This is a genomic window from Burkholderia sp. 9779_493, assembly GCF_015712215.1.
Lineage (GTDB): Bacteria > Pseudomonadota > Gammaproteobacteria > Burkholderiales > Burkholderiaceae > Burkholderia > Burkholderia cenocepacia.
In genome coordinates, this window is record NZ_JACCQA010000004.1 from 79,653 (window position 1) to 103,619 (window position 23,967).

Here is a 23,967-nt window from a genome sequence, read left to right on the forward strand (position 1 = left end):
GCCTGCACGCTAACCGCTGGCGAAAATAGACGAGTCGGTGTCGGAAGCATGCAAGCCCGGCTAAAGCTTTCGAACTAACGTGACAGACCTCTCACACGATCGTCAGTCTGGAGCCGACATGTCCGATTTCATCACCGTTCTGCGCAAAACCTGCCCGACGCCTGTCCTCGATGCGACCAAGTGGAAGCGCATTGGCGGCGATCCGCATACCGTCAACCTCAACGCGTACGTCTCGAAGGACGGCAGCAAGATCATGGGCACCTGGATCAGCACGCCGGGCAAGTTCGAGGTGAACTACGAAAAATGGGAGTACTGCCACTTCCTCGATGGTTACTGCATCATCACGCCGGAAGGCGAGGAGCCGCAGCACCTGAAAACCGGTGACGTATTCGTGATCGAACCCGGCATGAAAGGGACGTGGGAAGTGGTGGAGACGGTGCGCAAGTACTTCGTCTTCGCCTGAGCGGGCTGGTCGATCCAAGCATACCGTCGTCGCTCGACATCCTTCCGGTTCACGGAGCCGGGAGGGCAAGCGGCGGATGCCGGTTCAATCGGACTCGATCCGGTTCGAAAAATGGCGCGCCGAGCATGGTCACCCGCTCGGCGGCTCTCGCTATCCGACCGTACCCGGTGCTGAATTCAACGCGCGGTTGTCCGGCGGCGACACGATGACGCTCGCCGGTCGTGCACGCGGTCGCGCAAACCCCTAAGATGCAGCGATCCGCCCACCGTTTCCGCTGCAGCGCACGAATCTCCCGCCTGCGCCGGACGCCCCACCGGAACCCCGACCATGCGCATCACCGCCGTCCACGAACGCGCGATTCCCGTATCCCGCTATGCCGATCCGGCGATCCCGTCCGGCGGCCTGACCACGAGCGTCGTCGCGGTCGTCACCGACGTCGTGCGCGACGGCCACCCGGTGATGGGCTACGGCTACGCGTCGATCGGCCGCTTCGCGCAGAGCGGCCTGATCCGCGAACGCTTCGCGCCGCGCCTGCTGGCCGCCGCCGATACGCTCGCCGACGAAGCAGGCACGAACCTCGACCCGTTCGGCGCGTGGCGCGCGATGATGGCCGGCGAGAAGCCGGGCGGGCACGGCGAACGCTGCGTTGCGGTCGGCACGCTCGACATGGCGATCTGGGACGCCGCCGCGAAGATCGCCGACCTGCCGCTGCATCGCTTTCTCGCCGAGCGCCTCCAACGCGCGGCGGCGCCGCGCGTGCGCGTGTACGCGGGTGGCGGCTACCGCTACCCGCATGACGACCTCGCGCGCCTGTCGGACGAGATGCACCGGATCGTCGATCTCGGCTACACGCACGCGAAGATCAAGATCGGCGGTGCGGATTTCGATCAGGACCGGCGCCGCATCGAAGTCGCTGCCGCGCAGTTGGCAGGCCCTTCGCATCTCGCGGTCGACGCGATGAACACGTACGACGCGACGACCGTCGACCGGGCCGTCGACATGCTCGCGCCGTTCGGCCTCTGGTGGTTCGAGGACATCTGCGACCCGCTCGACCTGCCGCTCCAGGCAGACGTCGCCACGCGATACGCACCGCCGATCGCAGCAGGCGAAGCGCTGTTTTCGCTCGCGGAAGCGAAGCTGCTCGACCGCTACGGCGGCCTGCGTGCCGACCGCGACGTGCTGGTGTTCGATCCCGTGCACAGCTACGGGCTGCCGGGCTATCTGCAGATCGTCGATCACTTCGTGTCGCGCGGCTGGCGGCGTGACGCGTTCTGGCCGCATGGGGGCCATCTGTTCTCGTTGCACGTCGTCGCGGCGCTCGGGCTCGGCGGCGCGGAAGTCAGCCCGTTCGCGTTCCAGCCGTTCAGCGGACTGGCCGATGGCGAAATCGTCGACGCGGGATACGCGCGCGTGCCGCAGGCACCGGGTATCGGATTCGAGCTGCATGCCCACGCGCACGACGCGTTCCGCGCGATATCGCTATCGGGCTATCGGGCCGCTGACACCTAAAGCGCGTCGATCGCGAAACGCACCGCGAAGCCGAGCATCATCACCGCGACGAAGCCATCGAGCACGCGCCACGCGAGCGTACGGGCGAACCACGCACGGCACGCGCGTGCGCCATAGGCGAGCATCAGGAACCACGCCAGCGAAGCAGTCATCGCGCCGATCGCAAACGGTGCGCGGGCAGACGGCGCGTGGCTCACGATCACGGTCCCGAGCAGCAGGACCGTATCGATCCATGCATACGGATTGAGCAGCGAAACCGCGGCGGTCGCGAGCAGCGTGCGCGACCGCATGGGTTCGCTAGCGACGCATGAGCCATCTACATGCTCAGGCTCCCGTCCGACGATCGCCGAGCGCAGCGCGAGCAGGCCGTAGCCGGCGAGATACGCGATACCGGCCCACAGCGCGGCTGCCACCACGGCGGCATGGCGCGACAGCAATGCCGACAGCCCGTGCGCGCCGAGCACGATCAGCAATGCGTCGCTGCCTGCGCAGACGAGGGCGATGGAGAGCAGGTGAGGGCTCGAAAGCGAGCGCTTGATGACGAAGGCGTCCTTGGGACCGACCGACGTGAACAGGCCTGCGCCGAGCAGCAGGCCTTCGAGGAAGGCAGAGGTGTCGAGCACGAGCGGGCCGACAACCTCTTAAGCTGAACCGGTGATGGTTACGATGGAGCCACGTTAAGGGGCGCTGGGGGGCGTTGTCAATGCCCGGCCGGCCGCCCATTCCGGCCGCTGCCCGAGCGTGTCGAACAGCCGGACGATTTCACCCTTCACCTTCTGCACCGCGTTGCTGACGAGCGCCGTGTCGTGCCAGCACAGCGACAGGTCGCGCGCGAACAGCCGGTGCGCGACCGTCGACAGCTTCAGCTTGCGCTCCTCGATCTCGACGTGCGCGGCCGTCCACGGCAGGATCGTCACGCCGAGTTGCGCCATCACGGCCGCGAACAGCAGCCCGGTCGAACTTGCCTCGAAGCTGATCTCATACGACAGGCCGGCCTCGCGCATCGCCCAGTCGACGCGGTTGCGGATCGTGTTCGGCGCGCTCGGCAGCACGAGCGGCATTCGCGCGATCGCGTCGAGCGGCACGGGGTCGTCCGGCACCGGGAATTCGGGCCACGTGATCAGGTACAGCGTTTCCGTCAGCAGCCGGTGGATCGCGATCCCGCGCGTACCGACCGCATCGACGACGATCGCGAGATCGAGCCGCGCGCGCTCGAGCAACGTGTCGAGATCGGCGCTCGGCGCTTCGATCAGCTCCAGCATGATGCCGGGAAAGCGGTCGCGCACCGCGCGGGCGAGCGGAATGGCCAGCACGCGCGCGGTGCTCGACGGCATGCCGACGGTCACGCGGCCCTGCGGCGTATCGGCGTCGCGGCGCAGCAGCTCGCGCGTGCCGTCGGCCTGGCGCAGCAGTTCGAGCGCGTGCTGGTACAGCGTGCGGCCGGCGGCGGTCGGCGCGACGCCGCGCACGCTCCGTTCGAGCAGCTGCATCCCGAGATCCTGCTCGAGATTGCGCATCTGCTGGCTCACCGCCGGCTGCGCGACGTGCAGCGCCTCGCTCGCATGCGTGACGTTGCCGCATTCGACGACCTTCACGAAATAGCGCAACTGTCTCAAGTCCATCGCCGCCGTCTCCCCGATTCACGCGCGTTTCGAGCCATAAGCCAATCCGATCGAACAAGATGAATATCATATTTTTCAGCGATCGATGGTGTTTCTATACTCGTCTCACAAAAGAGCCCGACTGCCGGCCATCCCGGACCGGACGCGGCGACGGAGCCGGCCCCCGCCGGCAAGGAGACGAAGATGTTCAAGGCGATCGACGCGCCGGCGGCCGGCGCGAAGCCGCGGCGCACGCCGCTCACGCGCGAGCAGGTCAAGGGCTTCTGGGCCGTGTACGCGGGCTGGGTGCTCGACGGCGTGGATTCGGTGATCTACGCGCTCGTGCTGATTCCCGCGCTGACCGAATTGCTGCCGGCCTCCGGCATCGCGGCGACGCCCGCGAACCTCGGGATGTACGGCTCGATCCTGTTCGCGCTATTCCTGATCGGCTGGGGGCTGTCGTTCATCTGGGGGCCGCTCGCCGACCGCTTCGGCCGCGTGCGCACGCTCGCCGCGAGCATCCTGATCTATTCGGTGTTCACCGGCGCGGCCGCGTTCGTGCACGACGTGTGGGCGCTGGCCGCGTGCCGCTTGATCGCCGGGATCGGCGTCGGCGGCGAATGGGCGCTCGCCGGCACCTACGTCGCCGAGAGCTGGCCGGAAGACCGCCGCAAGATGGGCGCCGGCTACCTGCAGACGGGCTACTACTTCGGCTTCTTCATCGCGGCCTGCCTGAACTACACGATCGGCGCGACCTACGGCTGGCGCGCGATGTTCCTGTGCGGGCTGGCGCCCGCGCTGCTCGCGGTGTTCACGGTGATGCGCGTGAAGGAGCCGGGGCAGTGGCGCCGGCACGATGCGCGCGACGGCGACGTGGCCGACACGCGGCGCGCGCATCCGCTGCGCGAGATCTTCGCGCCGGCGTTCCTGCGCCGCACGCTGACGAGCGCGAGCCTCGTCGGCGTCGCGATCGTCGGGCTGTGGGCCGGCTCCGTCTACGAGGCGAGCGCGGTCACCACGCTGGCGGCGCGCGCGGGCATCGATCACGTCGGCGCATTGCGGCTTGCGTCGATCGGCGCGGCGATCCTGTCGTGCGCGACGATCGCCGGCTGCCTGGCGGCGCCGTGGCTGTCGGAACGGCTCGGCCGGCGTACCGCGCTCGGCGTGTATTTCGCGGGGATGGCCGGCTCGATCGTGTTCGCGTTCGGCTGGGCGTTCTACCAGCCGAACGGGCTCGCCGCATTCATGGTGTCGCTCGCGTTCCTCGGCTTCTTCGGCGGCAACTTCGCGATCTTCTCGCTGTGGCTGCCCGAGCAATATCCGACGCGCGTGCGGGCCACCGCGTTCGCGTTCAACGCGTCGGTCGGCCGCTTCATCGGCGCGGGCGTGAACTTCCTGCTCGGCGCGGCGATACACGGTTACGGATCGCTCGGCGTGCCGGTCGCGTGGACCGCGGCCGTGTTCGGGCTCGGCATCCTGATCCTGCCGTTCGCGGTCGAAACGCGGCATCAGACGCTGCCCGAATGAACGGCGCGGCAGTCGTTCGCAAACAACACACATCTCGTCATCCCTATCAGGAGTCCGGAATGCAGGCATTAACAGGAATCAGGGTCGTTGATCTGAGTCGCGCGCTGTCGGGGCCGTTCTGCTCGATGGTGCTCGCCGATCTCGGCGCCGACGTGATCAAGGTCGAGTCGGGGCCGCACGGCGACATGAGCCGCGCGTGGGGGCCGTTCGATCGCGGCGTGAGCACGTACTACCTGTCCTGCAACCGCAACAAGCGCGGCATCTGCGTGGACTTCCGGCAGCCGGCCGGCCTCGACGTCGTGCGGCGGCTGATCGCGCAGGCCGACGTCGTGATCGAGAATTTCAAGGCCGGCACGATGGACGCGATGGGGCTCGGCTACGAAGCGCTGAGCGCGCGCGACCCGCGGCTCGTGATGGGCAGTGTCACCGCGTTCGGCCCGCGCGGCCCGCTGCGCGACTGGCCGGGCTTCGACCAGATCGCGCAGGGCTATGCGGGGCTGATGAGCGTCACCGGCTTCCCGGACGGCGAGCCGACCCGCACGGGCACCGCGATCGGCGATCTCAGCTCGGGGATGTGGGTCGCGACCGGCGTGATGGCCGCGCTGTTCGAGCGCGAGCGTACCGGGCGCGGCCAGCATGTCGGCACGTCGCTGCTCGAAAGCCTCGTTGCGTTGCTGAGCGTGCACGGACAACGCTACCTGAGCCTCGGCGACGTGCCGCGCCGCACCGGCAATGCGCATGCGGTGATCGCGCCGTATGGCGTGTTCGAGACGGCCGACGGCCCGCTCAATCTCGCGCCGATCACGACCGACATGTGGTTGCGGCTGTGCCAGTTGCTGGACCTGCCCGAGCTGCCGAACGATCCGCGCTTCGCGACCAACGACGCGCGCGTCGCGCATCGCGATGAACTCAAGGCGCTGCTCGAAAACCGGCTGCGCACGCGCGGCAAGCGCGACTGGACGCAGCGGTTCGTCGAGGCCGGGCTGCCGGCCGGGCCGATCCATACGCTCGACGAAGTGTTCGACGATCCGCAGCTCGCGCATTGCGGGCTGGTCGAGCCGGTCGCGCATCCGACGCTCGGTACGCTGCGCCAGGTCGTCACGCCGCTCGGCGGGATGGGCGACGCCGTGCCGGCGCCGCGCACGCGCCATGCGCCGCCGCTGCTCGGCGAGCATACGGTCGACGTGCTGCGCGAAGCCGGCTACGGCGACGAGGCGATCGACGCACTGCTGGCCGCGCGCGCGATCTTCCAGGCGGATGCGGTGGCGGAGGCCGTGCAATGACCGACATGACGAAACACGACGCGGCGTCGACCGTGACGGTGGACCTGATCGATGAGCGGATCGCGCGCGTGCGGTTCGCGAATCCGGCGCGACGGCATGCGCTCGACGCACCGTTGCTCGATGCGCTCGTCGCGCACCTCGATGCGCTGGCCGCACGCCGTCCGCCGCCCGTCGTGATCCTGTCGAACGACGGCAGCGGCGACGTGTGGAGCGCGGGGCACGACCTGCGCGAGCTGGCCGACGACCGCGATCCGCTCGCGTACGGCAAGCCGCTCGAACGCGCGCTGCGGCGCGTGCGGACCTATCCCGGCGCGGTGATCGCGGCGGTGGCGGGATCGGCATGGGGCGGGGCGGTCGATCTGGTGATGAGCTGCGATCTCGTCGTGGCGGCGCGCGACGCACGCTTCGCGATGACGCCGGCGAACATCGGCCTGCCGTATTCGACGAGCGGCCTGCTGCGCTTCTACGACAACCTGCCGATCCACGTGCTGAAGGAGATGTTCTTCTGCGCGCAGCCGCTCGATGCGGAACGCGCCGCGCATCACGGGCTCGTGAACCGGCTGGCAGACGCCGGCGGGGTCGACGACGCGGCACTCGACGTCGCGCGCACGATCGCCGCGAAGGCGCCGCTCGCGGTGCACGCGGTGAAGGAGCAGTTGCGCGTGCTGCAGGATGCGCGGCCGTTGCCGGCCGATGCGTTCGAACGGATCGCCGAGTTGCGCCGGCACGCGTGCGAAGGCGCGGATTTCGACGAAGGGCTGCGTGCGTTCGCGGAACGCCGCGCGCCGGCGTTTCGCGGGATTTAGGCGGACCGGCGGGGTTTCGGTGTGACGATGGCGGCACGCGTTATGCGCCGCCGAGTATGCGCACGCCGGGGGCGATCAGCGGTCGCGCCTGAACGCGCGCGTATCGATCACGCACCGCGTCGACGCATTCGCAGTTCGATTGCGCGGGCGGCCCGCCTGTACCGCGCGCTACGCGCGCACCACCGTCACGCCCGCGGCCTCGATCGGCTTCGTCAGAGCGGCGTCGGTTTCCTGTTCGACGACGACCGTCTGCGCGAGCGTGATGTCACCGATCACGAACTGCGACGCCGCACGCAGTTTCGACTGCGACGCGAGCACCACCGTCTCGGCCGCGCGTTCGGCCAGCGCGCGCTTGATCGCCGCTTCCTCGAAATCGCCGGTGCTCAGGCCGGCGACCGGATGCACGCCCGTGACGCCCATGAAGTACAGGTCCGCATGGATGCGCGCGATGCCTTCCATCGCCGCCGCGCCGACCGCGACGATCGAGTGCTTGTAGAGCCGCCCGCCGATCAGGATCACGTCGATCGACGGATGCGCGGCCAGCGCAACCGCGACGCTCGGGCTGTGCGTGACGATCGTCGCGCGCAGGTCGGCCGGCAACTGGCTGACGAGCAGCGCGGAGGTCGTGCCGCCGTCGACGATCGCCACCTGCCCGGGCGCGATCATCTGCGCGGCCCGCCGTGCGATGCGCCGCTTCTCCTTGGTTTCGAGCGCCTCGCGCTGCGCGAACGGCGCGATGGCCGGCGACGCCGGCAGCGCGCCGCCATGCACGCGCTGCAGCAGTCCTTCGGCCGCGAGTTCGCGCAGGTCGCGGCGCACCGTGTCTTCGGATACACCGAATTGCACGCTCAGCTCGGCGGCCAGTACCTGGCCGTCGCGTGCGAGCGCATCGAGGATCGCTTTCTTGCGTTGCGTCGTCAGCATCGTGATTGCACGAAAATTCTTGAAATTGCACGAATCTGCACGTTACCATGGGCGCCGTCCTTTGTCGAACCGGAGGCTGCAATGGCTGCAACGCGGGAGCGGGTGCGCATCGTCGATACGACGGTGCTGTCCGACGACTGGTATGTGCTGCGGAAGGTGACGTTCGATTTCCTGCGCCGCGACGGAACGTGGCAGCGCCTGAGCCGCGAGACCTACGATCGCGGCAACGGCGCGACGATCCTGCTGCGTCATGCCGAGACGGGCGACGTGCTGCTGACACGGCAGTTCCGGATGCCGGCGTTCGTGAGCGGGCACGACGGCATGCTGCTCGAAGCGGCCGCCGGGCTGCTCGACGACGCCACGCCCGAAGCGCGCATCCGCGCGGAAGCCGAGGAAGAGACCGGCTACCGCGTGCGCGGCGTGCGCAAGGTGTTCGAGGCGTTCATGAGCCCGGGTTCCGTGACGGAGAAGCTGCATTTCTTCGTCGGCGAATACGATGCGTCGCTGCGCACCGGCGCGGGCGGCGGCGTCGCGGCAGAGGGCGAGGATCTGGAGGTCGTCGAGATGCCGCTGCAGGCGGCGCTGGACGCGGTCGAGCGCGGCGAGATCGTCGATGCGAAGACGATCATGCTGCTCCAGTACGTCGCGCTGCGGGAAACCGCTGGGGCACGCGCCGCATGACGCCGCAACTCGTGCTGGTCGCCGGCCCTTATCGCAGCGGCACGGACGGCGACCCCGCGCGCATCGCCGCGAACCTGCACCGGCTGGAAGCGGCAGCGCTCGCCGTGTATCGCCGCGGGCACGTGCCGATGATCGGCGAATGGCTGTCGTTGCCGCTCGCGGCCGCGGCCGGGTCGACGCAGGTCGGCGACGCGATCGGCGAAACGTTCCTGTATCCGGCCGCGCACCGGTTGCTGCGCCGCTGCGATGCGGTGCTGCGCATCGACGGCGCGTCGCGCGGCGCGGATGCGGACGTGGCGCTGGCGCGGCAACTCGGCAAGCCGGTCTATTTCTCGGTCGACGAGATGCCGGTCGCGCAGGACGATGCGGCTGACTGAGCAAGCGTGGGCGCCGGGTCGCGGCATCGCCGGTGCGATGCTTGCGGACGGCCGGCGGTCGCATTGCCGGTAGCCGTACGCGCACGGCGTCACGCGATTGCTGGGTCGATGCTGCGCGACGCGCGAACCGGCGTATGATCGCGACGCCACTCGCGCAACGTTCGACGCCACCGCTTCTCCATCATGCCGTTTTCCGATCCCGCCGATTCCGCCGCCGCCGCGTCGCTTCCCGCCGCTCTCGTCGCGTCCGCCGTCGACGCGCTCGCGCGCGCCGACGCCTTGCTCGTCACGGCCGGCGCGGGCATCGGCGTCGATTCCGGGCTGCCCGATTTTCGCGGTACGGACGGTTTCTGGCGTGCGTATCCGGCACTGCGCCACGAGCGTTTCGAGTTCCACGAGATCGCGTCGCCGCACGCGTTTCGTGCGCGTGCGCCGCTCGCATGGGGGTTCTACGGGCACCGTCTCGCGCTCTACCGCGCGACGGTGCCGCACGCGGGCTTCGCGATCCTGCGTCGCTGGATCGACGCGATGCCGAACGGCGGCTTCGTGCTGACGAGCAACGTCGACGGCCAGTTCCAGAAAGCCGGCTTCGATCCGGCGCGCATCGTCGAGATCCACGGTTCGATTCATGCGATGCAGTGCCTGCGACCGTGCACGGACGACACGTGGAGCGCGGCGCCGTTCGTGCCGGTGGTCGACGAAGCGACGTGCCGCCTGGTGGGCGACATGCCGCGCTGCCCGCACTGCGGCGGGCTCGCGCGGCCGAATATCCTGATGTTCGGCGACACCGGCTGGCTCGGTGCGCGCTACGACGCGCAGGAGCGCGCGCTGGAAGACTGGATCGCGCAGGCGGGGCGTGTCGCCGTGGTCGAGATCGGCGCGGGCACCGCGATTCCGACTGTGCGCCTGCTGAGCGAACGGCTCGGTGCCGACGTGATCCGCATCAACGCGCGCGAAGCGCATGCGCGCCGCGCGGACGTGATCGGGCTGAAGGGCGGTGCGCTGGCGACGCTGAACGCGCTCGATCGCGCGTGGCGCGGCGGCTGAGCACCGCGCCTCGTATCGATCGGCCGACGTCGCGCGATTGCGGCCGCGCGACGAGCGCCTGCACGAGCGCCGGCGCGCTGCCTGCCGGTTCGGGCCGCCGGCATTGCCGGTGCGGCGCGATTCCGCATACAGTTCAGCGTAGGCCGCGTCCGCCGCGCGGCGCCGTCAGTGAGGAGTGCCCTTGTTCTATTCGATCGTCGCGATCTTCGTCGGCGCCGGGCTCGGCGCGTTGCTGCGCTGGTGCCTGAGCCTCACGCTCAACGCGTTCTTTCCCGCGGTGCCGCTCGGCACGCTCGCGGCGAACCTGCTCGGCGGCTACGTGATCGGCGTGGCTGCGGTCGTATTCACGGTTCGCGTCGGGTTGCCGCCGGAGTGGCGGCTGTTCGTGATCACGGGCTTTCTCGGCGGTCTCACGACGTTCTCGACCTATTCGGTCGAAGTGATGACGCACGCGCTCGAGGGCGAATTAGGATGGGCGTTGGCGGTGGCTGCCCTACACTTGACTGGATCGTTCGCGCTGACGGCGCTCGGCATGTGGACCGCGCGCGCGTGGCTGGCTGCGGCCTGAGCGGGGCCGCCATCGGAGGGAGCGATGGACAGGGTCTTGTTGCGCTTCTATGTGCACGAGCAGCACCGGCTGCACTGGAAGCCGCTGTGGGAATGGCTGCTGGAAGAGGCGAACCGGATGGGCGTCGCGGGCGGTTCCGCGTTTCGCGCGATGGCCGGTTTCGGCCAGCATCGCGTGCTGCACGAGGATCGCTTCTTCGAGCTGCAGGGTTCGCTGGCGGTCGAGGTGGAATTCATCGTCACCGAGGACGAAGCGCAGCAGCTGCTCCAGCGGCTGTCGCGCGAGAAAGTGCGGGTGTGCTACGCGATGATGCCCGCGCAGTTCGGCGTGATCGACACGCTCGGCGCACCGCCGGCGCAGGGGCCGGCGGCGTAGGGCGCCGCGCCGATCAGATGCCGAACATCGTCAGCGACACGGCGGCGCGCGTGACAATCATCAGCAGCACCTGCACGATCACGAACAGCAGGATCGGCGACAGGTCGATGCCGCCGAGATTCGGGATCACGCGGCGCAGCGGGTTCAGGAACGGCGCGGTGAGCTGGTAGAGGATCGGCATCGCCGGCGAGCGCGGGTTGAGCCACGACAGCAGCGCCATCAGGATCGTCATCCAGATCACGAGGTTGAGCGCCCACTTCACGACGGTGAGCAGCGCGACCACGACGAGCGTCGCGATCACGGCGGCCGGATCGAAGCCGGCCATCACGACCATCAGCACGACGTAGACGAGCGCGGTGAGCAGCGCGGCGACGACGCTGGCCCAGTCGATGCCGCGTACGCCCGCGATCACGCGGCGCAGCGGCAGCACGAGCCAGTTGGTCGCCTGCAGCACGGCTTGCGTGACGGGGTTGTACGGCGGCACGCGGACGGCCTGCATCCAGACGCGCAGGATCAGCGCGGCGCCGAATAGCGTGAAGACGGTATTGAGCAGAAAACGGGCGATCTCGCCGAACATCGTTGGCATCCTTTTTATACAGTCAGTAGCGTGCGGCCGCCAACGCCGGTTGGCGGCGCATCGGCCGACACCTTATCACGCCTCGTCGCGCGACGGGGAGGGGCGCGCGGCCACCCGTGCGAGCGAGGTTTCGACGGCTTCGGCCAGCGCCGGCAACGACGCCGGCGGCGTCGCGCGCTTCGCCGCGAGCGCGACCGCGCGGCGCGTCAGCAGCGCATACAGCGCCGCGTGATCGCCGCCGCGCGCCTCGAGCAGCGCGAGCTGGCGCTCGACGATGCCCGTGTCGCCGCGCGACACCGGGCCCGACAGCGCATTCGCGAGCCCCTTGTCGCGCGCGGTCTCGATCGTGCCGGCGAGCATCGGCAACAGCGCACGCAGCGCGGCGTCCTCGTCGAACCCGAGGCCGCGCCACAGCTCGACCGCTTCCGACAGCCCGCACAGCGCGAAGCTCGCCGCGTAGTGCGCGGCCGCGTGATACAGCATCCGGCCGCCGGCCGGGATCGACAGCGGATGGCAGCCGAGTGCGGCGGCAAGTCGCATCAGCGCCGCGTGCAGCGCGCCGTCCGCTTCGATCGTGACCGAGCAGCCGTCGATGCGCGCGAGGTCGGCGTCGGTGCCGCCGAACAGATAGAGCGGATGAAAGCCGCCGGTGGCCGCGCCTTGCTGCTTCGCCGGATCGAGCAGCGCGACCGCCGACGCGCCGCTGCAATGGACGAGCGCCTGACTGGCGGCGCGCGATGCGTCGAAGCGCAGTGCGGCGGCGCTCGACGCGAGATGATCGTCGGGCGTCGTCAGGAAGATCAGGTCGGCGGCGTCGACCACCTGCTGCGCGGTGTCGACCGCGCGGCAGCCGTCGATGCGCGCGGCGAGGCCGGCGGCCGACGCGGGCGTGCGGCTCGCGATCGCGACGACCGGGAAGCCGGCCTGCGCGAAGCGCTGCGCGACACAGCGCGCGAGGCGGCCGGCGCCGATGAAGCCGAGGCGGGGTGGGTCCGGAAGGGGCATGGCAGCGGATGTAAGCAAAAACGAAGCAACCGCCAGTATCGCAGGAATGACGGCGGTGTCGTGGAAGGCCGGTTGCGGAGCGGTCGCATGTATGAATTACCGGTAGGCGCGGCGATCTGTACGCAGGCCGACGGCCGGTATCGCAGCGGCGTCAGCATCATGGAATCCGACCCCGAAATGCCACGCGCCTGCCTCCCGCTTGAAACGTCGGCATCTTGTCTCGAATTTGTAATCGTTCATTACGCATGCCGGCCGGTTGCACGCGCCGGATCCGGTAAGACTGACCGGCCGTCGTGTTGCGACCCGACTCCTCGGACGGAATCGCGCGACCCGCAAGGGTCATCGCCCGCACCGGGCGCCGCGCCGCGCGGCGGCTCCGGCCGCGTGCAATTGCAATTTGCAACAAATGCACGATACGCGCGGGGCGGGTTTTCGCTACATTGCTTGCATGCGACGTGCATGCCCGCCGTTGCCGACAGGAGCGCCTAAAATACCGCTCCAGCAGGAGAATCGAAGTGAAAAAGCTCATTCCGTTCATCGCCGCCGCCGCGCTGGGCCTGGGTGCCGCAAGCGCCGCGCAGGCTCACGTGTCGATCGGGGTCGGCATCGGTATCCCGGTCGCACCCGCGTATCCCGTCTATGCACCGCCGCCGCCCGTGTACTACGCGCCGCCGCCTCCGCCCGTGTACTACGCGCCCGCGCCGGCCTACTATGCGCCGCCGCCCGCCGTGGTCGTCGGCGGTTACTACGGTCGCCCGTACTGGCGCCATGGTTATGGCGGCTGGGGCCATCACGGCTACTGGCGTCGCTGATTCGTCCCGCGCGGCCTGACCGCGCGTGGCAAAACGGCGCAACGTCCCGCGAGGGGCGCTGCGCCGTTTTTCTTTGGGGGCTGCGATACCGTGCCCGGCTCGCGCAGGGCGGCCGCGATTACACCGCGTGCACGATCAGGTCGCGGTAGCCGCCGACGATCACGCTGTACGAGAAGTACGCGAACAGCAGCGCGGACGCGATGTGGCAGGCCCGCATCAGCCCGGCGCCCGCGCGCTTGCGGCCCTGGCTCGCGAGCGTGCACATGAACAGCGTCCATGCGAGGCCGCCGAGGAAGAAGCCCGACAGGAACACCGACGCGGTCGCCGGGGTGGTCGCACCGGCTTTCGCGATCAGCGCGCCGCCGACCGCCGCGAACCACAGGATCGCGCTCGGCGACGACATCGCGAGCAGCATCCCGCGCAGAAAGCTGCGCCGCGCGCTCGCCCGCGGCTGGGGGGCGTCGTCTGCTTCGTCGCCAGCTGCCTTGACCGGCGTCAGCGCTTCACGCGCCATCTTCCACGTGAGGAACAGCAGCACCGCGCCGCCGCCGATCCACACGATCCAGCGCACGGGTTCGAACTGCAGCAGCACGGCCATTCCCGCGAGCGCGAGCGCCGCATAGACGAGATCGCCGACGCACGACCCGAGGCCGAGCCAGAAGCCCGGCCGGAAGCCGTGCGATAGCGTGAGCGACAGCATCGCGACGTTCACGAGGCCGATGTCGAGACACAACGATAGCGACAGAAAGAATCCGTCGGACAGCATGGACGCGGGCGGAAAGCTCATCTTCTGGGTGCTTGCGGCGATTGCGATGCGCGAGCCGGCGGGCGCCGGCCGCCTGGCGTCAGAGGCCGATCTCCTGCCACAGCCGGTCGACACGCGCCTTCACGGCCGCGTCCATCTCGATCGGGCGACCCCATTCGCGGCTGGTTTCGCCCGGCCACTTGTTGGTCGCGTCGAGCCCCATCTTCGAGCCGAGTCCGGCCACCGGCGACGCGAAGTCGAGATAATCGATCGGCGTGCTGTCGACCATCACAGTGTCGCGCACGGGGTCGACGCGCGTCGTGATCGCCCAGATCACTTCCTTCCAGTCGCGGATGTTCACGTCCTCGTCGACGACCACGATGAACTTCGTATACATGAACTGCCGCAGGAAGCTCCACACGCCGAACATCACGCGCTTGGCATGGCCCGCGTAGCTCTTCTTCATCTGGACGATGGCCATCCGGTAGCTGCAGCCTTCGGGCGGCAGGTAGAAGTCGGTGATTTCCGTGAACTGCTTCTGCAGCAGCGGCACGAACACCTCGTTGAGCGCGACGCCGAGCACCGCGGGTTCGTCGGGCGGCTTGCCCGTGTAGGTCGAATGGTAGATCGCGTCGCGGCGCATCGTGATGCGCTCGACGGTGAACACCGGAAACCACTCCTGCTCGTTGTAATAGCCGGTGTGGTCGCCGTACGGCCCTTCGAGCGCGTGCTCGTACGCGGCCGCCGCGTTGCCGGCCGGGCGCGGCGGCGCGCCGGCCGGAGCGGGGGCAGGGGCGCCGTCCTGCGGATGAATGAAGCCTTCGAGCACGATCTCCGCGCGCGCGGGCACCTGCAGCGTGTCGACGCCGGGCGTCAGGCACTTCGCGAGCTCCGTGCGACTGCCGCGCAGCAGGCCGGCGAACTGATACTCGGACAGCGAATCGGGCACCGGCGTCACCGCGCCGAGCGTGGTGGCCGGATCGGCGCCGAGCACGACCGCGACCGGATACGGCTTGCCCGGATTCTGCAGCGCGAACTCGCGGAAATCGAGCGCGCCGCCGCGGTGCGCGAGCCAGCGCATGATCAGCTTGTTGCGGCCGATCAACTGCTGGCGGTAGATGCCGAGGTTCTGGCGCGACTTGTTCGGCCCGCGCGTGACCGTCAGGCCCCACGTGACGAGCGGCCCCGCATCGCCGGGCCAGCAGGTCTGGATCGGCAGCTTGTTCAGGTCGACGTCCGCGCCTTCCCAGACGATCTCCTGGCACGGCGGCGACGACACCGACTTCGGCGCCATGTCCCACACGGCCTTCGCTAGCGACAGCAGCTTGCCGGCATCCTTCAGGCTCTTCGGCGGATCGGGCTCCTTCAGCGCGGACAGCAGGCGCCCGAGGTCGCGCAGCGAGCCGAGCGCGGCATCGTCGCCCGCATCGACGCCCATCCCGAGCGCGACGCGGCGCGGCGTGCCGAACAGGTTGCCGAGCACCGGGAATGCATTGCCGGGCGGCGCGTTGAACAGCAGTGCGGGGCCGCCGGCGCGCAGCACGCGGTCGCACAGCTCGGTCATTTCGAGCACGGGCGACACGGGCTGCGTGACGCGCCGCAGTTCGCCGAGCGCCTCGAGGCGCTGAATGAAATCGCGTAAGTCTTTGTATTTCATGAAGAAGGTCCGGGCCGCCCGTATGCACGGGCAGCGATGGGCGGGCGCAGCGGCCGGCTGCGACCCCGAATCGACCGACGATTTTACCCGGGCAGCCGCACGACCGCCCGGCGGAGAAAAAAGTCGACCGCGCGCAAACCCCCTACGGCACGGGGCTTGCGTTCTGAAGAGGGGTTTTAAATTACTTTTTGTTATAATTTCGAGGTTTTATAGTGTTGACGATCTATAAAACCCTGCTAGAATCCGCTCACATTGGTTGCAGGGTAAAAGGCTTCGAGCCGCCAATCACCGATCTTTGACGCAGCGCGTCACCGTCCGCCGAATCCTGCACGGCGTCTTCGACGGCCTTTGTCGTAGTCCCAGCCAGCGCCACCAGACGCTGGTTTTTTGCGTGGGTGCCACCGCGTATGCCCGCCTCGCCAGTGTGCGAAGGCGCCGGCCCTCTTACACCGTGGCCTCGAACGGTACTTATACCGTTTCCCCGATGCTTGCGCGTCCCAACCAAGGCGCGCGGCGTCGTGATTCCGCGGCGCGTTTTCTGTCTCGCCATCGAGCTGAGCGAGCCGCACGAGTCATGTTCATGGGAGATGATCTGAATGAACGCTTGGTTATCGTGGCGTCCCACTGAGCAGCATGCGCAAATCGTGCGCAACTTGCTGCGTCGCGGGACGCGTGTCAGTCACCATCTATTCAGCGTTGTCGGCTGTCTTGCTGTCGCGGTTGCGCTTGCGCTGTGGCTGCTGCCAACCGTCCGCGGCACGCTCGCCGCGAAGCTGATGCCGGTCGTATCCGCGGCCGTGCAGGCCGGTCCGGCCCGTCTGCTGTCCGGCCATCCGCTGCCGAACTTCGCGCCTGCCGGTGCGCAGCCGCAGCAGGACGATGCGCCCGAAACGGATGCGCTTGCGGTCGGCCTCGATGTCGCACCGGAAGCCACCGCGCAAGGCGTCCAGGGTGATGCGTCCGATCCGGCCCGCAACGGTCCGTCGCCGGTCGCACTGGCCAAGCTGATTCCGATCCAGCGCGTGGCGGCCGATGCCCGCGACGATCGCGCGCTCGCGTCGAACCGGGAACAGGCGCTCGTCGCCACGTATTTGTCGCGCCGTTACCGCGTCGCCCAGGAGCCGCTCGGCCAGCTCGTCAAGGCGGCGTTCCAGACCGGTCGTGACGTCGGCCTCGATCCGCTGCTGCTGCTATCCGTGATGGCGATCGAGTCGGGCTTCAACCCGTACGCCGAAAGCGGTGTCGGCGCGAAGGGCCTGATGCAGGTGATGTCGAAGGTCCATTCCGACAAGTTCGAGTATTTCGGCGGCACCGACACCGCACTGCAACCGCTCGCAAACCTGCAGGTCGGCGCACTCGTGCTGAAGGACTGCATCGCGCGCGGCGGCTCGCTCGCGAACGGCCTGCGCCTGTACAACGGCTCGACGAATCCCGACGACAACGGCTACGGTTCGAAGGTGATGGCCGAGCGCGGCCGCCTGCGCGACGTCGCGCGTGGCCGCAGCGTGCCGATCAACGCACCGCAGGCGCCCGCGCAACCCGCGAAGCCGATTGTCACCGCCGCAGCCGTGACGGCCGCGGCAGGCGGCGCGAAGCGCGTGCATGCGACGCTCGACGGCGCGACGACGGTCAAGGCAGCGCCGAAGGAAGCGGCCCCGCAGGACGACGCGAGCGTCGATACCGCGAAGCAGTCGCACGGCGATCATTCGGAGCTCGGCGCGTAACGTCGCGTTCCGTGCGGCTCCGACTGGCGCAGATGAAGAAAAGGCACCCGATTCGGGTGCCTTTTTCTTTTGCGGTGCGGGAAGCGGCCGGCGTGCTCGCCGCGGCGTCAATGCTCGCCGAACAGCGTCGCGAGCCGGTCGACGGCCTCTTCGAGCCGCGAGTAGGCCGTCGCATAGGACAGGCGGATATAGTCGCGCGGGGCATGGACGCCGAAGTCCATGCCCGGCACCAGCACCACGCCTGCGTCGTGCAGCATCGCCTGCGTGAGCGCGGCGCTGTCGCCGGCCGCCGGGTGGGCGACGCCGCCGCAATGCGCATACACATAGAACGCGCCGTCCGGCATCACCGGCACCGTGAAGCCGAGCCGCTCGAGCGCCGGTGCGATGAAATCGCGGCGGCGCTTGAATTCGAGCCGGCGCGTTTCGTAGATGTCGAGCGTGGCCGGTTCGAAGCAGGCGAGCGCCGCGTGTTGCGCGAGGGCGGACGGGCAGATGAACAGGTTCTGCGACAGCTTCTCGAACGTGCCGACGAGGGCTGGCGGCACGACGAGCCACCCGAGCCGCCAGCCGGTCATGCTGAAATACTTCGAGAAGCTGTTCACGGTGATCACGTCGTCGCCGAACGACAGCGCCGACACGGGGGCGGCGTCGTAGCTGAGCCCCTGGTAGATCTCGTCGACGATCGTGAAGCCGCCGCGTGCGCGCACTGCTTCGACGATCCGCTTCAGTTCGTCCGGTTCGAGCGACGTGCCGGTCGGGTTCGACGGCGACGCGAGCAGCACGCCGCGCGTGCGGTCGTTCCAGTGCGTGCGGACGTCGTGCTCGGTGAGCTGGAAGCGCGCGTCCGGGCCGCTCGGCACGAGCACCGGACGGCCTTCGGCCGCCGCGACGAAGTGCCGGTTGCACGGGTATGACGGGTCGGGCATCAGCACTTCGTCGTCGCGGCCGACCAGCGCGAGGCACGCGAGCAGCAGCGCGGCCGATGCGCCGGCCGTCACGACGATCCGCTCGGGGCTGATCGTGAGGCCGTACGCGTGTGCATAGTGCGCGGCGATCGCCTCGCGCAGCGGCGCAATCCCGAGCGCGCTCGTGTATTGCGTGACGCCGCGGCGCAGCGCGGCCGCCGCGGCCTCGACCACCGGCTCCGGCGCGGTGAAATCGGGCTCGCCGATGCCCATGTGGATAACATCGCGCCCCAAGGACTCGAGCCGCTGTGCCTCCTTCATCAGTTCCATCACATGAAAGGGCTGGATCGCGTCGACGCGTGCGGCGAGCGTGACGAGCGAATCGGCGGTGGTATTCATCGGCGGGCAGGGCGGAGGGAGAAAGGAATGAAAAACGGGCGCTTGCGCGCCCGTGGACCAACCAACGGTATCAGCCGTTGCGACGCGCCTGCGTTTCGGCGGGGCGCAGCTTCGCGGCCAGCTTGTCGAGCACGCCGTTCACGTACTTGTAGCCGTCGGAGCCGCCGAACGTCTTCGCGAGTTCGACGGCTTCGTTGATGATCACGCGGTACGGCGTTTCGACGTGGTGCGTGAGCTCGAACGTCGCGATCAGCAGCACCGCGCGTTCGACCGGCGACAGCTGATCGATCGGACGGTCCAGCGACGGCGCCAGCGCTTCGACGAGCGTCGCATGCTCGCGGATCACGCCGTGCAGGATCGCTTCGAGCAGTTCCTTGTCAGCCTTGTCGTAACCGAGCGCGCCGCGCAGTTGCGCGTCGATCTCGCCGGAGGGCGCGTTCGACAGCAGCCACTGATACAGGCCCTGCGTCGCCAGCTCGCGCGATTGTCGGCGGGCGCTCTTCTTCATGCGCGCTCCTCTTCGTCGTCTTCGTCTTCCTCTTCGTCCTCGTCGTCGCCGAGCTGATCGAGCGCCATCGTCAGGTTGGCCATCTCGACGGCCACGCGTGCGGCGTCACGACCCTTTTCGGTCATGCGCGCGACGGCCTGCTCGTCGTTTTCGGTGGTCAGGACCGCGTTCGCGATCGGCAGGTTGAAGTCGAGGCCGATGCGGGTGATGCCCGCGCCGCTCTCGTTCGACACGAGTTCGAAATGGTAGGTCTCGCCGCGGATCACCGCGCCGAGCGCGATCAGCGCGTCGAACTGGCCGCTTTCGGCGAGCTTTTGCAGCGCGAGCGGGATTTCCAGCGCGCCGGGCACCGATACGAGCAGCACGTCTTCACCGGTGACGCCGAGGCGCTCCAGTTCTTCGACGCACGCGTCGGCGAGGCCGTTGCACACGGGTTCGTTGAAGCGCGATTGCACGATGCCGATACGCAGGCCGTCGCCTTCGAGATTCGGTTGGTATTGTCCGATTTCCATGATCTGGTCCGTGGTGTGGATGAACGGTTATAGGGCGAAAGCGCCGTGGCGGATTACGCGTGGGACGCCGGGCAGGACTTGGCTTCGCCGCCGGGCATCGGAATGAAGCCCGTGACTTCGAGGCCGTAGCCGGACATGCTGCCCAGCTTGCGCGGATTCGACAGCACCTGCATCTTGCCGACGCCGACATCGCGCAGGATCTGCGCGCCGATGCCGAACGTCTTGAAATCGACCGGCCGGCGCTTGAGCGCAGCGGCCTTTTCTTCCTCGTCGAACGCCTTGAAGACGTCGATCAGGTGTTCCTTCGTATCGCCGCAATTGAGCAGCACGATCACGCCGAGGTCGCGCTCCGCGATGTCGCGCATCGCGGCGTCGAGCGTCCACGAGTGGGTCGACACGCCCGTTTCGAGCAGGTCGAGCACCGACAGCGGCTCGTGCACGCGCACCGGCGTATCGACGTCGGGCGACGGGGCGCCGCGCACCAGCGCGATGTGTGGCGAGCCGCTCGGCTGGTCGCGGTACAGCACCGCGCGGAACGTGCCGTGCGCGGTCTGCATCGTGCGCTCGGCGATCCGCTCGATGATCGATTCGGTGCGGCTGCGGTACTGGATCAGGTCGGCGATCGTGCCGATCTTCAGGTTGTGTTCCTTCGCGAATTCGATCAGGTCCGGCAGGCGCGCCATCGTGCCGTCGTCCTTGATGATCTCGCAGATCACCGCGGCCGGCGTGAGGCCCGCGAGCGCGGTGAAGTCGCAGCCGGCCTCGGTGTGGCCGGCGCGCACGAGCACGCCGCCCGGCTGCGCCATGATCGGGAACACGTGGCCCGGCTGCACGATGTGCTCGGGGCGCACGTCGTGCGCGACCGCCGTGGCGATCGTGTGCGCCCGGTCGGCGGCCGAGATGCCGGTCGTCACGCCTTCGGCCGCTTCGATGCTGACCGTGAACGCGGTGCCGTACTGCGTGCCGTTGCGGTAGGTCATCAGCGGCAGGTGAAGCTGCTTGCAGCGTTCCTGCGTCAACGTCAGACAAACCAGGCCGCGGCCGTACTTGGCCATGAAGTTGATCGCTTCCGGTGTGACGAATTCGGCGGCGATCACGAGGTCGCCCTCGTTTTCGCGGTCTTCTTCGTCGACCAGGATCACCATCCGGCCGGCTTTCAGCTCGGCGATGATGTCGAGCGTGGAGGCGAGCGTCATAAGGGGGCGAGAAAGAGGAAAGTGCGTATTTTACGCCAGCCGGACGGCGTTTCGGCTGGCGCGGGCCGCGCGGGGCCCGCGCGTGCTCCGGAAAGCGCTGCGGCCGGCCTGCGCGCAGGCGCGGACGGTTGCGGGCCGGGCGTCACGCTTGCTCGTTGCGCCCGCCGAGGTAGTCCAGCTTGCCGAGCTCGACGCCGCTGTGGCGCAGGATGTCGTACGCGGTCGTCACGTGGAAGAAGAAGTTGGGCAGCACGAAGTTCAGCAGGTACGACTGGCCGGTGAACTCGATCGGGCCGACGCGCATCTTCAGCACGATCTGGCGCGTCTCGCTGCCGTCGATCTGTGCGGCGTCGAAGCTTTTCAGGTAGTCGATCGTCTTCTGGATGCGCGCGTGCAGCTCGTCGAAGCTCTGCTCGACGTCCGGGTAGCTCGGGATCTCGGCGCCGGCGAGCCGCGCGGCGCAGCCCTTCGCTGTGTCGGTCGCGATGTAGACCTGACGGGCGAGCGGCAGCATGTCCGGGTAGAGGCGTGCGCCGATGAATACCGACGGGTCGATCTGCTTTTCGGCCGCATGCGCCTGCGCCTTGCCGAGGATGTGCTGCAGGTTGGTGAGGCCGCGGATCAGGACGGGCAGCGAAGCCTGGTACATCGAGATGGACATGGGGACGAACTCCTGTGGGAAGATGCGCGGCCGCGATGCGGCGCGTCGTGCGTGGCGGCGTGGAAACCGCTGTCGACGCATCTTAGCGCGACGGCATGACCCGTGCGCGTCGTTGGCTGTTCGGCCAGGTGTCGGCTGGCCCGACGGCCATCGACCGAACGCGATTCCGATGCAAGCGTGTCGGATGGCCGGCGACGGAGTGGCGCGGCACGAAGTAGGGCCGGATTCCTGCTCGGCGCGGCCCGCTCGGCCGACGCCGACGATTGATGCGGCGGCCGGCCGCACCGTCGGCCGTCATTCCCTGTACAGGACGCGGCGGCGCTGCCCGGTCAGTCCTGATGCACGCCCTGCGACGCCGACAGCATCCGCTCCACATAGCGCGCGATCATGTCGACTTCGAGGTTGACCTTGTCGCCGGCCTTCACATGGCGCAGCGTCGTGACGTCGACCGTATGCGGAATCAGGTTGATCGAGAATTCGCAGCCGTCCGCGCGATCGTCGACCGCATTCACGGTCAGGCTCACGCCGTTCACCGTGATCGAGCCCTTGTACGCGAGATAGCGGCCGAGTTCGCGCGGCGCGACGATTCGCAGTTCGTGCGACTCGCCGACGGGCGCGAAGCGCGACACGGTACCGAGTCCGTCCACATGGCCCGATACGATATGCCCGCCAAGGCGGTCGTGCGCGCGCAGCGCCTTCTCGAGGTTCACCTCGCCGGGCTGCGCGAGGCCGACCGTCCGGTTCAGGCTTTCGCGCGACACGTCGACGTCGAACGTGGTGTCGGTCTTCTCGATCACCGTCATGCATGCGCCCTGGATCGCGATGCTGTCGCCGAGCGCGACATCGGCCAGGTCCAGCCCGCCGGCCTGCACGGTCAGGCGCACACCGGCGTCGGCCGACGTGCCGAGCGGGGCGATCGATTCGATGCGGCCGACGGCCGCGACAATTCCGGTAAACATCGTGACGATTCCGTTCAGTGAGAGGCGTCGGGCGGCACGACACGCGCGAGGATCCGCAGATCGTCGCCGATCCGCTCGATACCGTGGAACGACAACCGGGTACGTGCATCGAGACTGGCCGGCGCGGCGAGATCGAACATGCCGGCCGCGTCGGCGCCCAGCAGGCTCGGCGCCAGATACACCAGCAATTCGTCGACGCACCGTTCGCGCAGCAGCGAACCGTTCAGCTTGTGGCCGGCCTCGACGTGCAGTTCGTTGACGCCGCGCGCGCCGAGCGCCGCCAGCATCGCGGGCAGGTCGACCTTGCCGTGCGCATTCGCGAGCGGCACGATTTCCGCGCCGCGCGACTTCAGCACGTTCGCGCGTAGTTCGCCTGCGGCGTCGAGCCGGCCGCAGAAGATCAGCAGCGGCGCGCCTTCGAGCAGCCGCGCGTCGAGCGGCAGGTCGAGGCGGCTGTCCACCAGGATGCGTTGCGGCTGACGCGGCGTGTCGATACCGCGCACGGTCAGCAGCGGATTGTCCTCGCGCACGGTGCCGATGCCGGTGAGGATCGCGCACGCGCGGGCGCGCCACGCGTGGCCGTCGAGGCGCGCGGCCTCGCCGGTGATCCACTGGCTTTCGCCGGACGGCAGCGCGGTGCGGCCGTCGAGCGACGCGGCGGTCTTCATCCGCACCCACGGGCGGCCACGCGTCATCCGCGACACGAAGCCGATGTTCAGTTCGCCGGCCTCATGCGCGAGCAGCCCGCAGCGCACGTCGATGCCGGCGTCGCGCAGCATTCCGAGGCCGCGCCCCGACACCTGCGGGTTCGGGTCTTCCATCGCCGCGACCACCTTTGCGACGCGCGCGTCGATCAGCGCGTTCGCGCACGGCGGCGTGCGGCCGAAATGGCTGCACGGTTCGAGCGTCACGTAGACGGTCGAGCCCGCGACGTCGTAGCCGCGCGAGCGCGCGTCCTTCAGCGCCTGGACTTCCGCGTGGTCCTGGCCGGCCGGCTGCGTGAAGCCTTCGCCGATCACGTCGCCGTCCTTGACGATCACGCAGCCGACGCGCGGATTCGGCGCGGTCGTGTACATGCCGCGCGCGGCGAGCGCTAGCGCGCGCTGCATGTGGGCGAAATCGGTATCCGAGAACATGCGCGCGGCC

26 protein-coding genes are annotated in these 23,967 nt (G+C 68.7%); 12 read left to right on the top strand and 14 right to left on the bottom strand.

Annotation, left to right across the window (positions count from 1 at the left end; translation table 11 throughout):
* Positions 1–118: 118 nt before the first annotated feature.
* Both H0X95_RS04980 and H0X95_RS04985 read left to right on the top strand, forming a co-directional pair.
* A complete protein-coding gene (locus H0X95_RS04980) occupies positions 119–463 on the top strand; it encodes a cupin domain-containing protein (RefSeq protein WP_059721572.1) in 345 nt (114 codons plus the stop codon).
* A gap of 327 nt (positions 464–790) precedes the next feature.
* Positions 791–1,972, top strand: a complete 1,182-nt coding sequence (locus H0X95_RS04985; protein ID WP_196445921.1) for an enolase C-terminal domain-like protein — start codon at positions 791–793, stop codon at positions 1,970–1,972.
* On the opposite strand, the gene H0X95_RS04990 is transcribed toward H0X95_RS04985, so the two are convergent.
* Positions 1,969–2,595 (bottom strand): LysE/ArgO family amino acid transporter, encoded by a 627-nt coding sequence (locus tag H0X95_RS04990; RefSeq protein ID WP_196433365.1) that lies wholly within the window; start codon positions 2,593–2,595, stop codon positions 1,969–1,971. The genes H0X95_RS04985 and H0X95_RS04990 overlap by 4 nt on opposite strands.
* Positions 2,596–2,649: 54 nt before the next feature.
* Complete coding sequence (locus H0X95_RS04995; protein ID WP_196445922.1) at positions 2,650–3,594, bottom strand: LysR substrate-binding domain-containing protein; 945 nt, start codon at positions 3,592–3,594, stop codon at positions 2,650–2,652.
* A 183-nt stretch (positions 3,595–3,777) separates the two neighbouring features.
* Between H0X95_RS04995 and H0X95_RS05000 the strand changes: the two genes are divergently transcribed.
* From H0X95_RS05000 to scpB, 3 genes are read left to right on the top strand one after another with little or no spacing between them, the layout of a single operon-like run.
* Entirely contained in the window at positions 3,778–5,100 is a 1,323-nt protein-coding gene (locus H0X95_RS05000; protein WP_006488552.1) for an MFS transporter, read from the top strand.
* Positions 5,101–5,159: 59 nt separating this feature from the next.
* Positions 5,160–6,383: a CaiB/BaiF CoA transferase family protein gene (locus tag H0X95_RS05005; RefSeq protein WP_034200894.1), complete on the top strand. Its 1,224-nt coding sequence runs from the start codon at positions 5,160–5,162 to the stop codon at positions 6,381–6,383.
* Complete coding sequence (gene scpB, locus H0X95_RS05010; RefSeq protein WP_196445923.1) at positions 6,380–7,189, top strand: methylmalonyl-CoA decarboxylase; 810 nt, start codon at positions 6,380–6,382, stop codon at positions 7,187–7,189. Before H0X95_RS05005 ends, scpB begins: the two co-directional genes overlap by 4 nt.
* A gap of 168 nt (positions 7,190–7,357) precedes the next feature.
* Here scpB and H0X95_RS05015 read toward each other — a convergent pair whose 3' ends face one another.
* Positions 7,358–8,113, bottom strand: a complete 756-nt coding sequence (locus H0X95_RS05015; protein WP_059721567.1) for a DeoR/GlpR family DNA-binding transcription regulator — start codon at positions 8,111–8,113, stop codon at positions 7,358–7,360.
* Between the two features lie 81 nt (positions 8,114–8,194).
* Here H0X95_RS05015 and H0X95_RS05020 point away from each other — a divergent pair, with 81 nt between their 5' ends.
* The 5 genes from H0X95_RS05020 (at position 8,195) to H0X95_RS05040 (ending at position 11,161) form a co-directional block, all read left to right on the top strand.
* The gene (locus tag H0X95_RS05020) at positions 8,195–8,794 is read left to right on the top strand and encodes an NUDIX domain-containing protein (protein ID WP_006496610.1); all 600 of its coding nucleotides are present in this window, start codon (positions 8,195–8,197) and stop codon (positions 8,792–8,794) included.
* Positions 8,791–9,171, top strand: a complete 381-nt coding sequence (locus H0X95_RS05025; RefSeq protein WP_059721566.1) for a hypothetical protein — start codon at positions 8,791–8,793, stop codon at positions 9,169–9,171. The genes H0X95_RS05020 and H0X95_RS05025 overlap by 4 nt, the downstream gene beginning before the upstream one ends.
* A gap of 183 nt (positions 9,172–9,354) precedes the next feature.
* Positions 9,355–10,218 carry an SIR2 family NAD-dependent protein deacylase gene (locus H0X95_RS05030; RefSeq protein ID WP_059721565.1) on the top strand — a complete coding sequence of 288 codons (864 nt, stop codon included), beginning with the start codon at positions 9,355–9,357 and terminating at the stop codon, positions 10,216–10,218.
* A gap of 181 nt (positions 10,219–10,399) precedes the next feature.
* Positions 10,400–10,786: a fluoride efflux transporter CrcB gene (gene crcB, locus H0X95_RS05035; RefSeq protein WP_059721564.1), complete on the top strand. Its 387-nt coding sequence runs from the start codon at positions 10,400–10,402 to the stop codon at positions 10,784–10,786.
* A 24-nt stretch (positions 10,787–10,810) separates the two neighbouring features.
* Positions 10,811–11,161 carry a DUF190 domain-containing protein gene (locus H0X95_RS05040; protein ID WP_043205441.1) on the top strand — a complete coding sequence of 117 codons (351 nt, stop codon included), beginning with the start codon at positions 10,811–10,813 and terminating at the stop codon, positions 11,159–11,161.
* A gap of 13 nt (positions 11,162–11,174) precedes the next feature.
* On the opposite strand, the gene H0X95_RS05045 is transcribed toward H0X95_RS05040, so the two are convergent.
* Together H0X95_RS05045 and H0X95_RS05050 are read right to left on the bottom strand one after the other, a co-directional pair.
* Positions 11,175–11,738 carry a YggT family protein gene (locus H0X95_RS05045; protein ID WP_006488584.1) on the bottom strand — a complete coding sequence of 188 codons (564 nt, stop codon included), beginning with the start codon at positions 11,736–11,738 and terminating at the stop codon, positions 11,175–11,177.
* A 75-nt stretch (positions 11,739–11,813) separates the two neighbouring features.
* On the bottom strand, positions 11,814–12,743 hold the full coding sequence (locus H0X95_RS05050; RefSeq protein ID WP_006488556.1) for a Rossmann-like and DUF2520 domain-containing protein: 930 nt from the start codon (positions 12,741–12,743) through the stop codon (positions 11,814–11,816).
* Positions 12,744–13,258: 515 nt separating this feature from the next.
* Between H0X95_RS05050 and H0X95_RS05055 the strand changes: the two genes are divergently transcribed.
* Complete coding sequence (locus H0X95_RS05055; protein ID WP_006488565.1) at positions 13,259–13,555, top strand: hypothetical protein; 297 nt, start codon at positions 13,259–13,261, stop codon at positions 13,553–13,555.
* Positions 13,556–13,673: 118 nt separating this feature from the next.
* On the opposite strand, the gene H0X95_RS05060 is transcribed toward H0X95_RS05055, so the two are convergent.
* The gene (locus H0X95_RS05060; RefSeq protein WP_048985380.1) at positions 13,674–14,342 is read right to left on the bottom strand and encodes a LysE family translocator; all 669 of its coding nucleotides are present in this window, start codon (positions 14,340–14,342) and stop codon (positions 13,674–13,676) included.
* A gap of 58 nt (positions 14,343–14,400) precedes the next feature.
* Positions 14,401–15,957 carry a UbiD family decarboxylase gene (locus H0X95_RS05065; protein ID WP_058901927.1) on the bottom strand — a complete coding sequence of 519 codons (1,557 nt, stop codon included), beginning with the start codon at positions 15,955–15,957 and terminating at the stop codon, positions 14,401–14,403.
* A gap of 596 nt (positions 15,958–16,553) precedes the next feature.
* Here H0X95_RS05065 and H0X95_RS05070 point away from each other — a divergent pair.
* Positions 16,554–17,681, top strand: a complete 1,128-nt coding sequence (locus H0X95_RS05070) for a lytic transglycosylase domain-containing protein (protein ID WP_006496604.1) — start codon at positions 16,554–16,556, stop codon at positions 17,679–17,681.
* 107 nt (positions 17,682–17,788) lie between these two features.
* Here H0X95_RS05070 and H0X95_RS05075 read toward each other — a convergent pair whose 3' ends face one another.
* The 7 genes from H0X95_RS05075 to ribD all read right to left on the bottom strand — a co-directional run bounded on the left by H0X95_RS05075 (position 17,789) and on the right by ribD (position 23,957).
* Positions 17,789–18,985, bottom strand: a complete 1,197-nt coding sequence (locus tag H0X95_RS05075; RefSeq protein ID WP_006484249.1) for a pyridoxal phosphate-dependent aminotransferase — start codon at positions 18,983–18,985, stop codon at positions 17,789–17,791.
* A 70-nt stretch (positions 18,986–19,055) separates the two neighbouring features.
* Complete coding sequence (nusB, locus tag H0X95_RS05080; protein ID WP_006476662.1) at positions 19,056–19,493, bottom strand: transcription antitermination factor NusB; 438 nt, start codon at positions 19,491–19,493, stop codon at positions 19,056–19,058.
* The gene (gene ribH / locus H0X95_RS05085) at positions 19,490–20,005 is read right to left on the bottom strand and encodes a 6,7-dimethyl-8-ribityllumazine synthase (protein WP_006476661.1); all 516 of its coding nucleotides are present in this window, start codon (positions 20,003–20,005) and stop codon (positions 19,490–19,492) included. Before ribH ends, nusB begins: the two co-directional genes overlap by 4 nt.
* 53 nt (positions 20,006–20,058) lie before the next feature.
* A complete protein-coding gene (gene ribBA / locus H0X95_RS05090) occupies positions 20,059–21,201 on the bottom strand; it encodes a bifunctional 3,4-dihydroxy-2-butanone-4-phosphate synthase/GTP cyclohydrolase II (RefSeq protein ID WP_006496602.1) in 1,143 nt (380 codons plus the stop codon).
* Positions 21,202–21,343: 142 nt separating this feature from the next.
* Positions 21,344–21,862: a DUF1993 domain-containing protein gene (locus tag H0X95_RS05095; protein WP_059721563.1), complete on the bottom strand. Its 519-nt coding sequence runs from the start codon at positions 21,860–21,862 to the stop codon at positions 21,344–21,346.
* Positions 21,863–22,191: 329 nt separating this feature from the next.
* Entirely contained in the window at positions 22,192–22,821 is a 630-nt protein-coding gene (locus H0X95_RS05100; protein ID WP_006484245.1) for a riboflavin synthase, read from the bottom strand.
* Between the two features lie 14 nt (positions 22,822–22,835).
* Positions 22,836–23,957 (bottom strand): bifunctional diaminohydroxyphosphoribosylaminopyrimidine deaminase/5-amino-6-(5-phosphoribosylamino)uracil reductase RibD, encoded by a 1,122-nt coding sequence (ribD, locus tag H0X95_RS05105; protein WP_196445924.1) that lies wholly within the window; start codon positions 23,955–23,957, stop codon positions 22,836–22,838.
* Positions 23,958–23,967 lie beyond the last annotated feature (10 nt).

Excerpts from the sequence above, each read along its gene's own strand:
- H0X95_RS05045 (WP_006488584.1), bottom strand. The coding sequence starts at position 11,738 with ATGTTCGGCGAGATCGCCCGTTTTCTGCTCAATACCGTCTTCACGCTA.
- H0X95_RS05030 (WP_059721565.1), top strand. The coding sequence starts at position 9,355 with ATGCCGTTTTCCGATCCCGCCGATTCCGCCGCCGCCGCGTCGCTTCCC.
- H0X95_RS05025 (WP_059721566.1), top strand. The coding sequence starts at position 8,791 with ATGACGCCGCAACTCGTGCTGGTCGCCGGCCCTTATCGCAGCGGCACG.
- H0X95_RS05095 (WP_059721563.1), bottom strand. The coding sequence starts at position 21,862 with ATGTCCATCTCGATGTACCAGGCTTCGCTGCCCGTCCTGATCCGCGGC.
- H0X95_RS05075 (WP_006484249.1), bottom strand. The coding sequence starts at position 18,985 with ATGAATACCACCGCCGATTCGCTCGTCACGCTCGCCGCACGCGTCGAC.
- nusB (WP_006476662.1), bottom strand. The coding sequence starts at position 19,493 with ATGAAGAAGAGCGCCCGCCGACAATCGCGCGAGCTGGCGACGCAGGGC.
- H0X95_RS05050 (WP_006488556.1), bottom strand. The coding sequence starts at position 12,743 with ATGCCCCTTCCGGACCCACCCCGCCTCGGCTTCATCGGCGCCGGCCGC.
- H0X95_RS05060 (WP_048985380.1), bottom strand. The coding sequence starts at position 14,342 with ATGAGCTTTCCGCCCGCGTCCATGCTGTCCGACGGATTCTTTCTGTCG.
- H0X95_RS05020 (WP_006496610.1), top strand. The coding sequence starts at position 8,195 with ATGGCTGCAACGCGGGAGCGGGTGCGCATCGTCGATACGACGGTGCTG.
- H0X95_RS05065 (WP_058901927.1), bottom strand. The coding sequence starts at position 15,957 with ATGAAATACAAAGACTTACGCGATTTCATTCAGCGCCTCGAGGCGCTC.
- H0X95_RS04980 (WP_059721572.1), top strand. The coding sequence starts at position 119 with ATGTCCGATTTCATCACCGTTCTGCGCAAAACCTGCCCGACGCCTGTC.
- H0X95_RS04995 (WP_196445922.1), bottom strand. The coding sequence starts at position 3,594 with ATGGACTTGAGACAGTTGCGCTATTTCGTGAAGGTCGTCGAATGCGGC.
- H0X95_RS05000 (WP_006488552.1), top strand. The coding sequence starts at position 3,778 with ATGTTCAAGGCGATCGACGCGCCGGCGGCCGGCGCGAAGCCGCGGCGC.
- H0X95_RS05100 (WP_006484245.1), bottom strand. The coding sequence starts at position 22,821 with ATGTTTACCGGAATTGTCGCGGCCGTCGGCCGCATCGAATCGATCGCC.
- ribBA (WP_006496602.1), bottom strand. The coding sequence starts at position 21,201 with ATGACGCTCGCCTCCACGCTCGACATCATCGCCGAGCTGAAAGCCGGC.
- H0X95_RS05070 (WP_006496604.1), top strand. The coding sequence starts at position 16,554 with ATGAACGCTTGGTTATCGTGGCGTCCCACTGAGCAGCATGCGCAAATC.
- H0X95_RS05040 (WP_043205441.1), top strand. The coding sequence starts at position 10,811 with ATGGACAGGGTCTTGTTGCGCTTCTATGTGCACGAGCAGCACCGGCTG.
- scpB (WP_196445923.1), top strand. The coding sequence starts at position 6,380 with ATGACCGACATGACGAAACACGACGCGGCGTCGACCGTGACGGTGGAC.
- ribH (WP_006476661.1), bottom strand. The coding sequence starts at position 20,005 with ATGGAAATCGGACAATACCAACCGAATCTCGAAGGCGACGGCCTGCGT.
- H0X95_RS05005 (WP_034200894.1), top strand. The coding sequence starts at position 5,160 with ATGCAGGCATTAACAGGAATCAGGGTCGTTGATCTGAGTCGCGCGCTG.
- H0X95_RS05015 (WP_059721567.1), bottom strand. The coding sequence starts at position 8,113 with ATGCTGACGACGCAACGCAAGAAAGCGATCCTCGATGCGCTCGCACGC.
- ribD (WP_196445924.1), bottom strand. The coding sequence starts at position 23,957 with ATGTTCTCGGATACCGATTTCGCCCACATGCAGCGCGCGCTAGCGCTC.
- H0X95_RS04985 (WP_196445921.1), top strand. The coding sequence starts at position 791 with ATGCGCATCACCGCCGTCCACGAACGCGCGATTCCCGTATCCCGCTAT.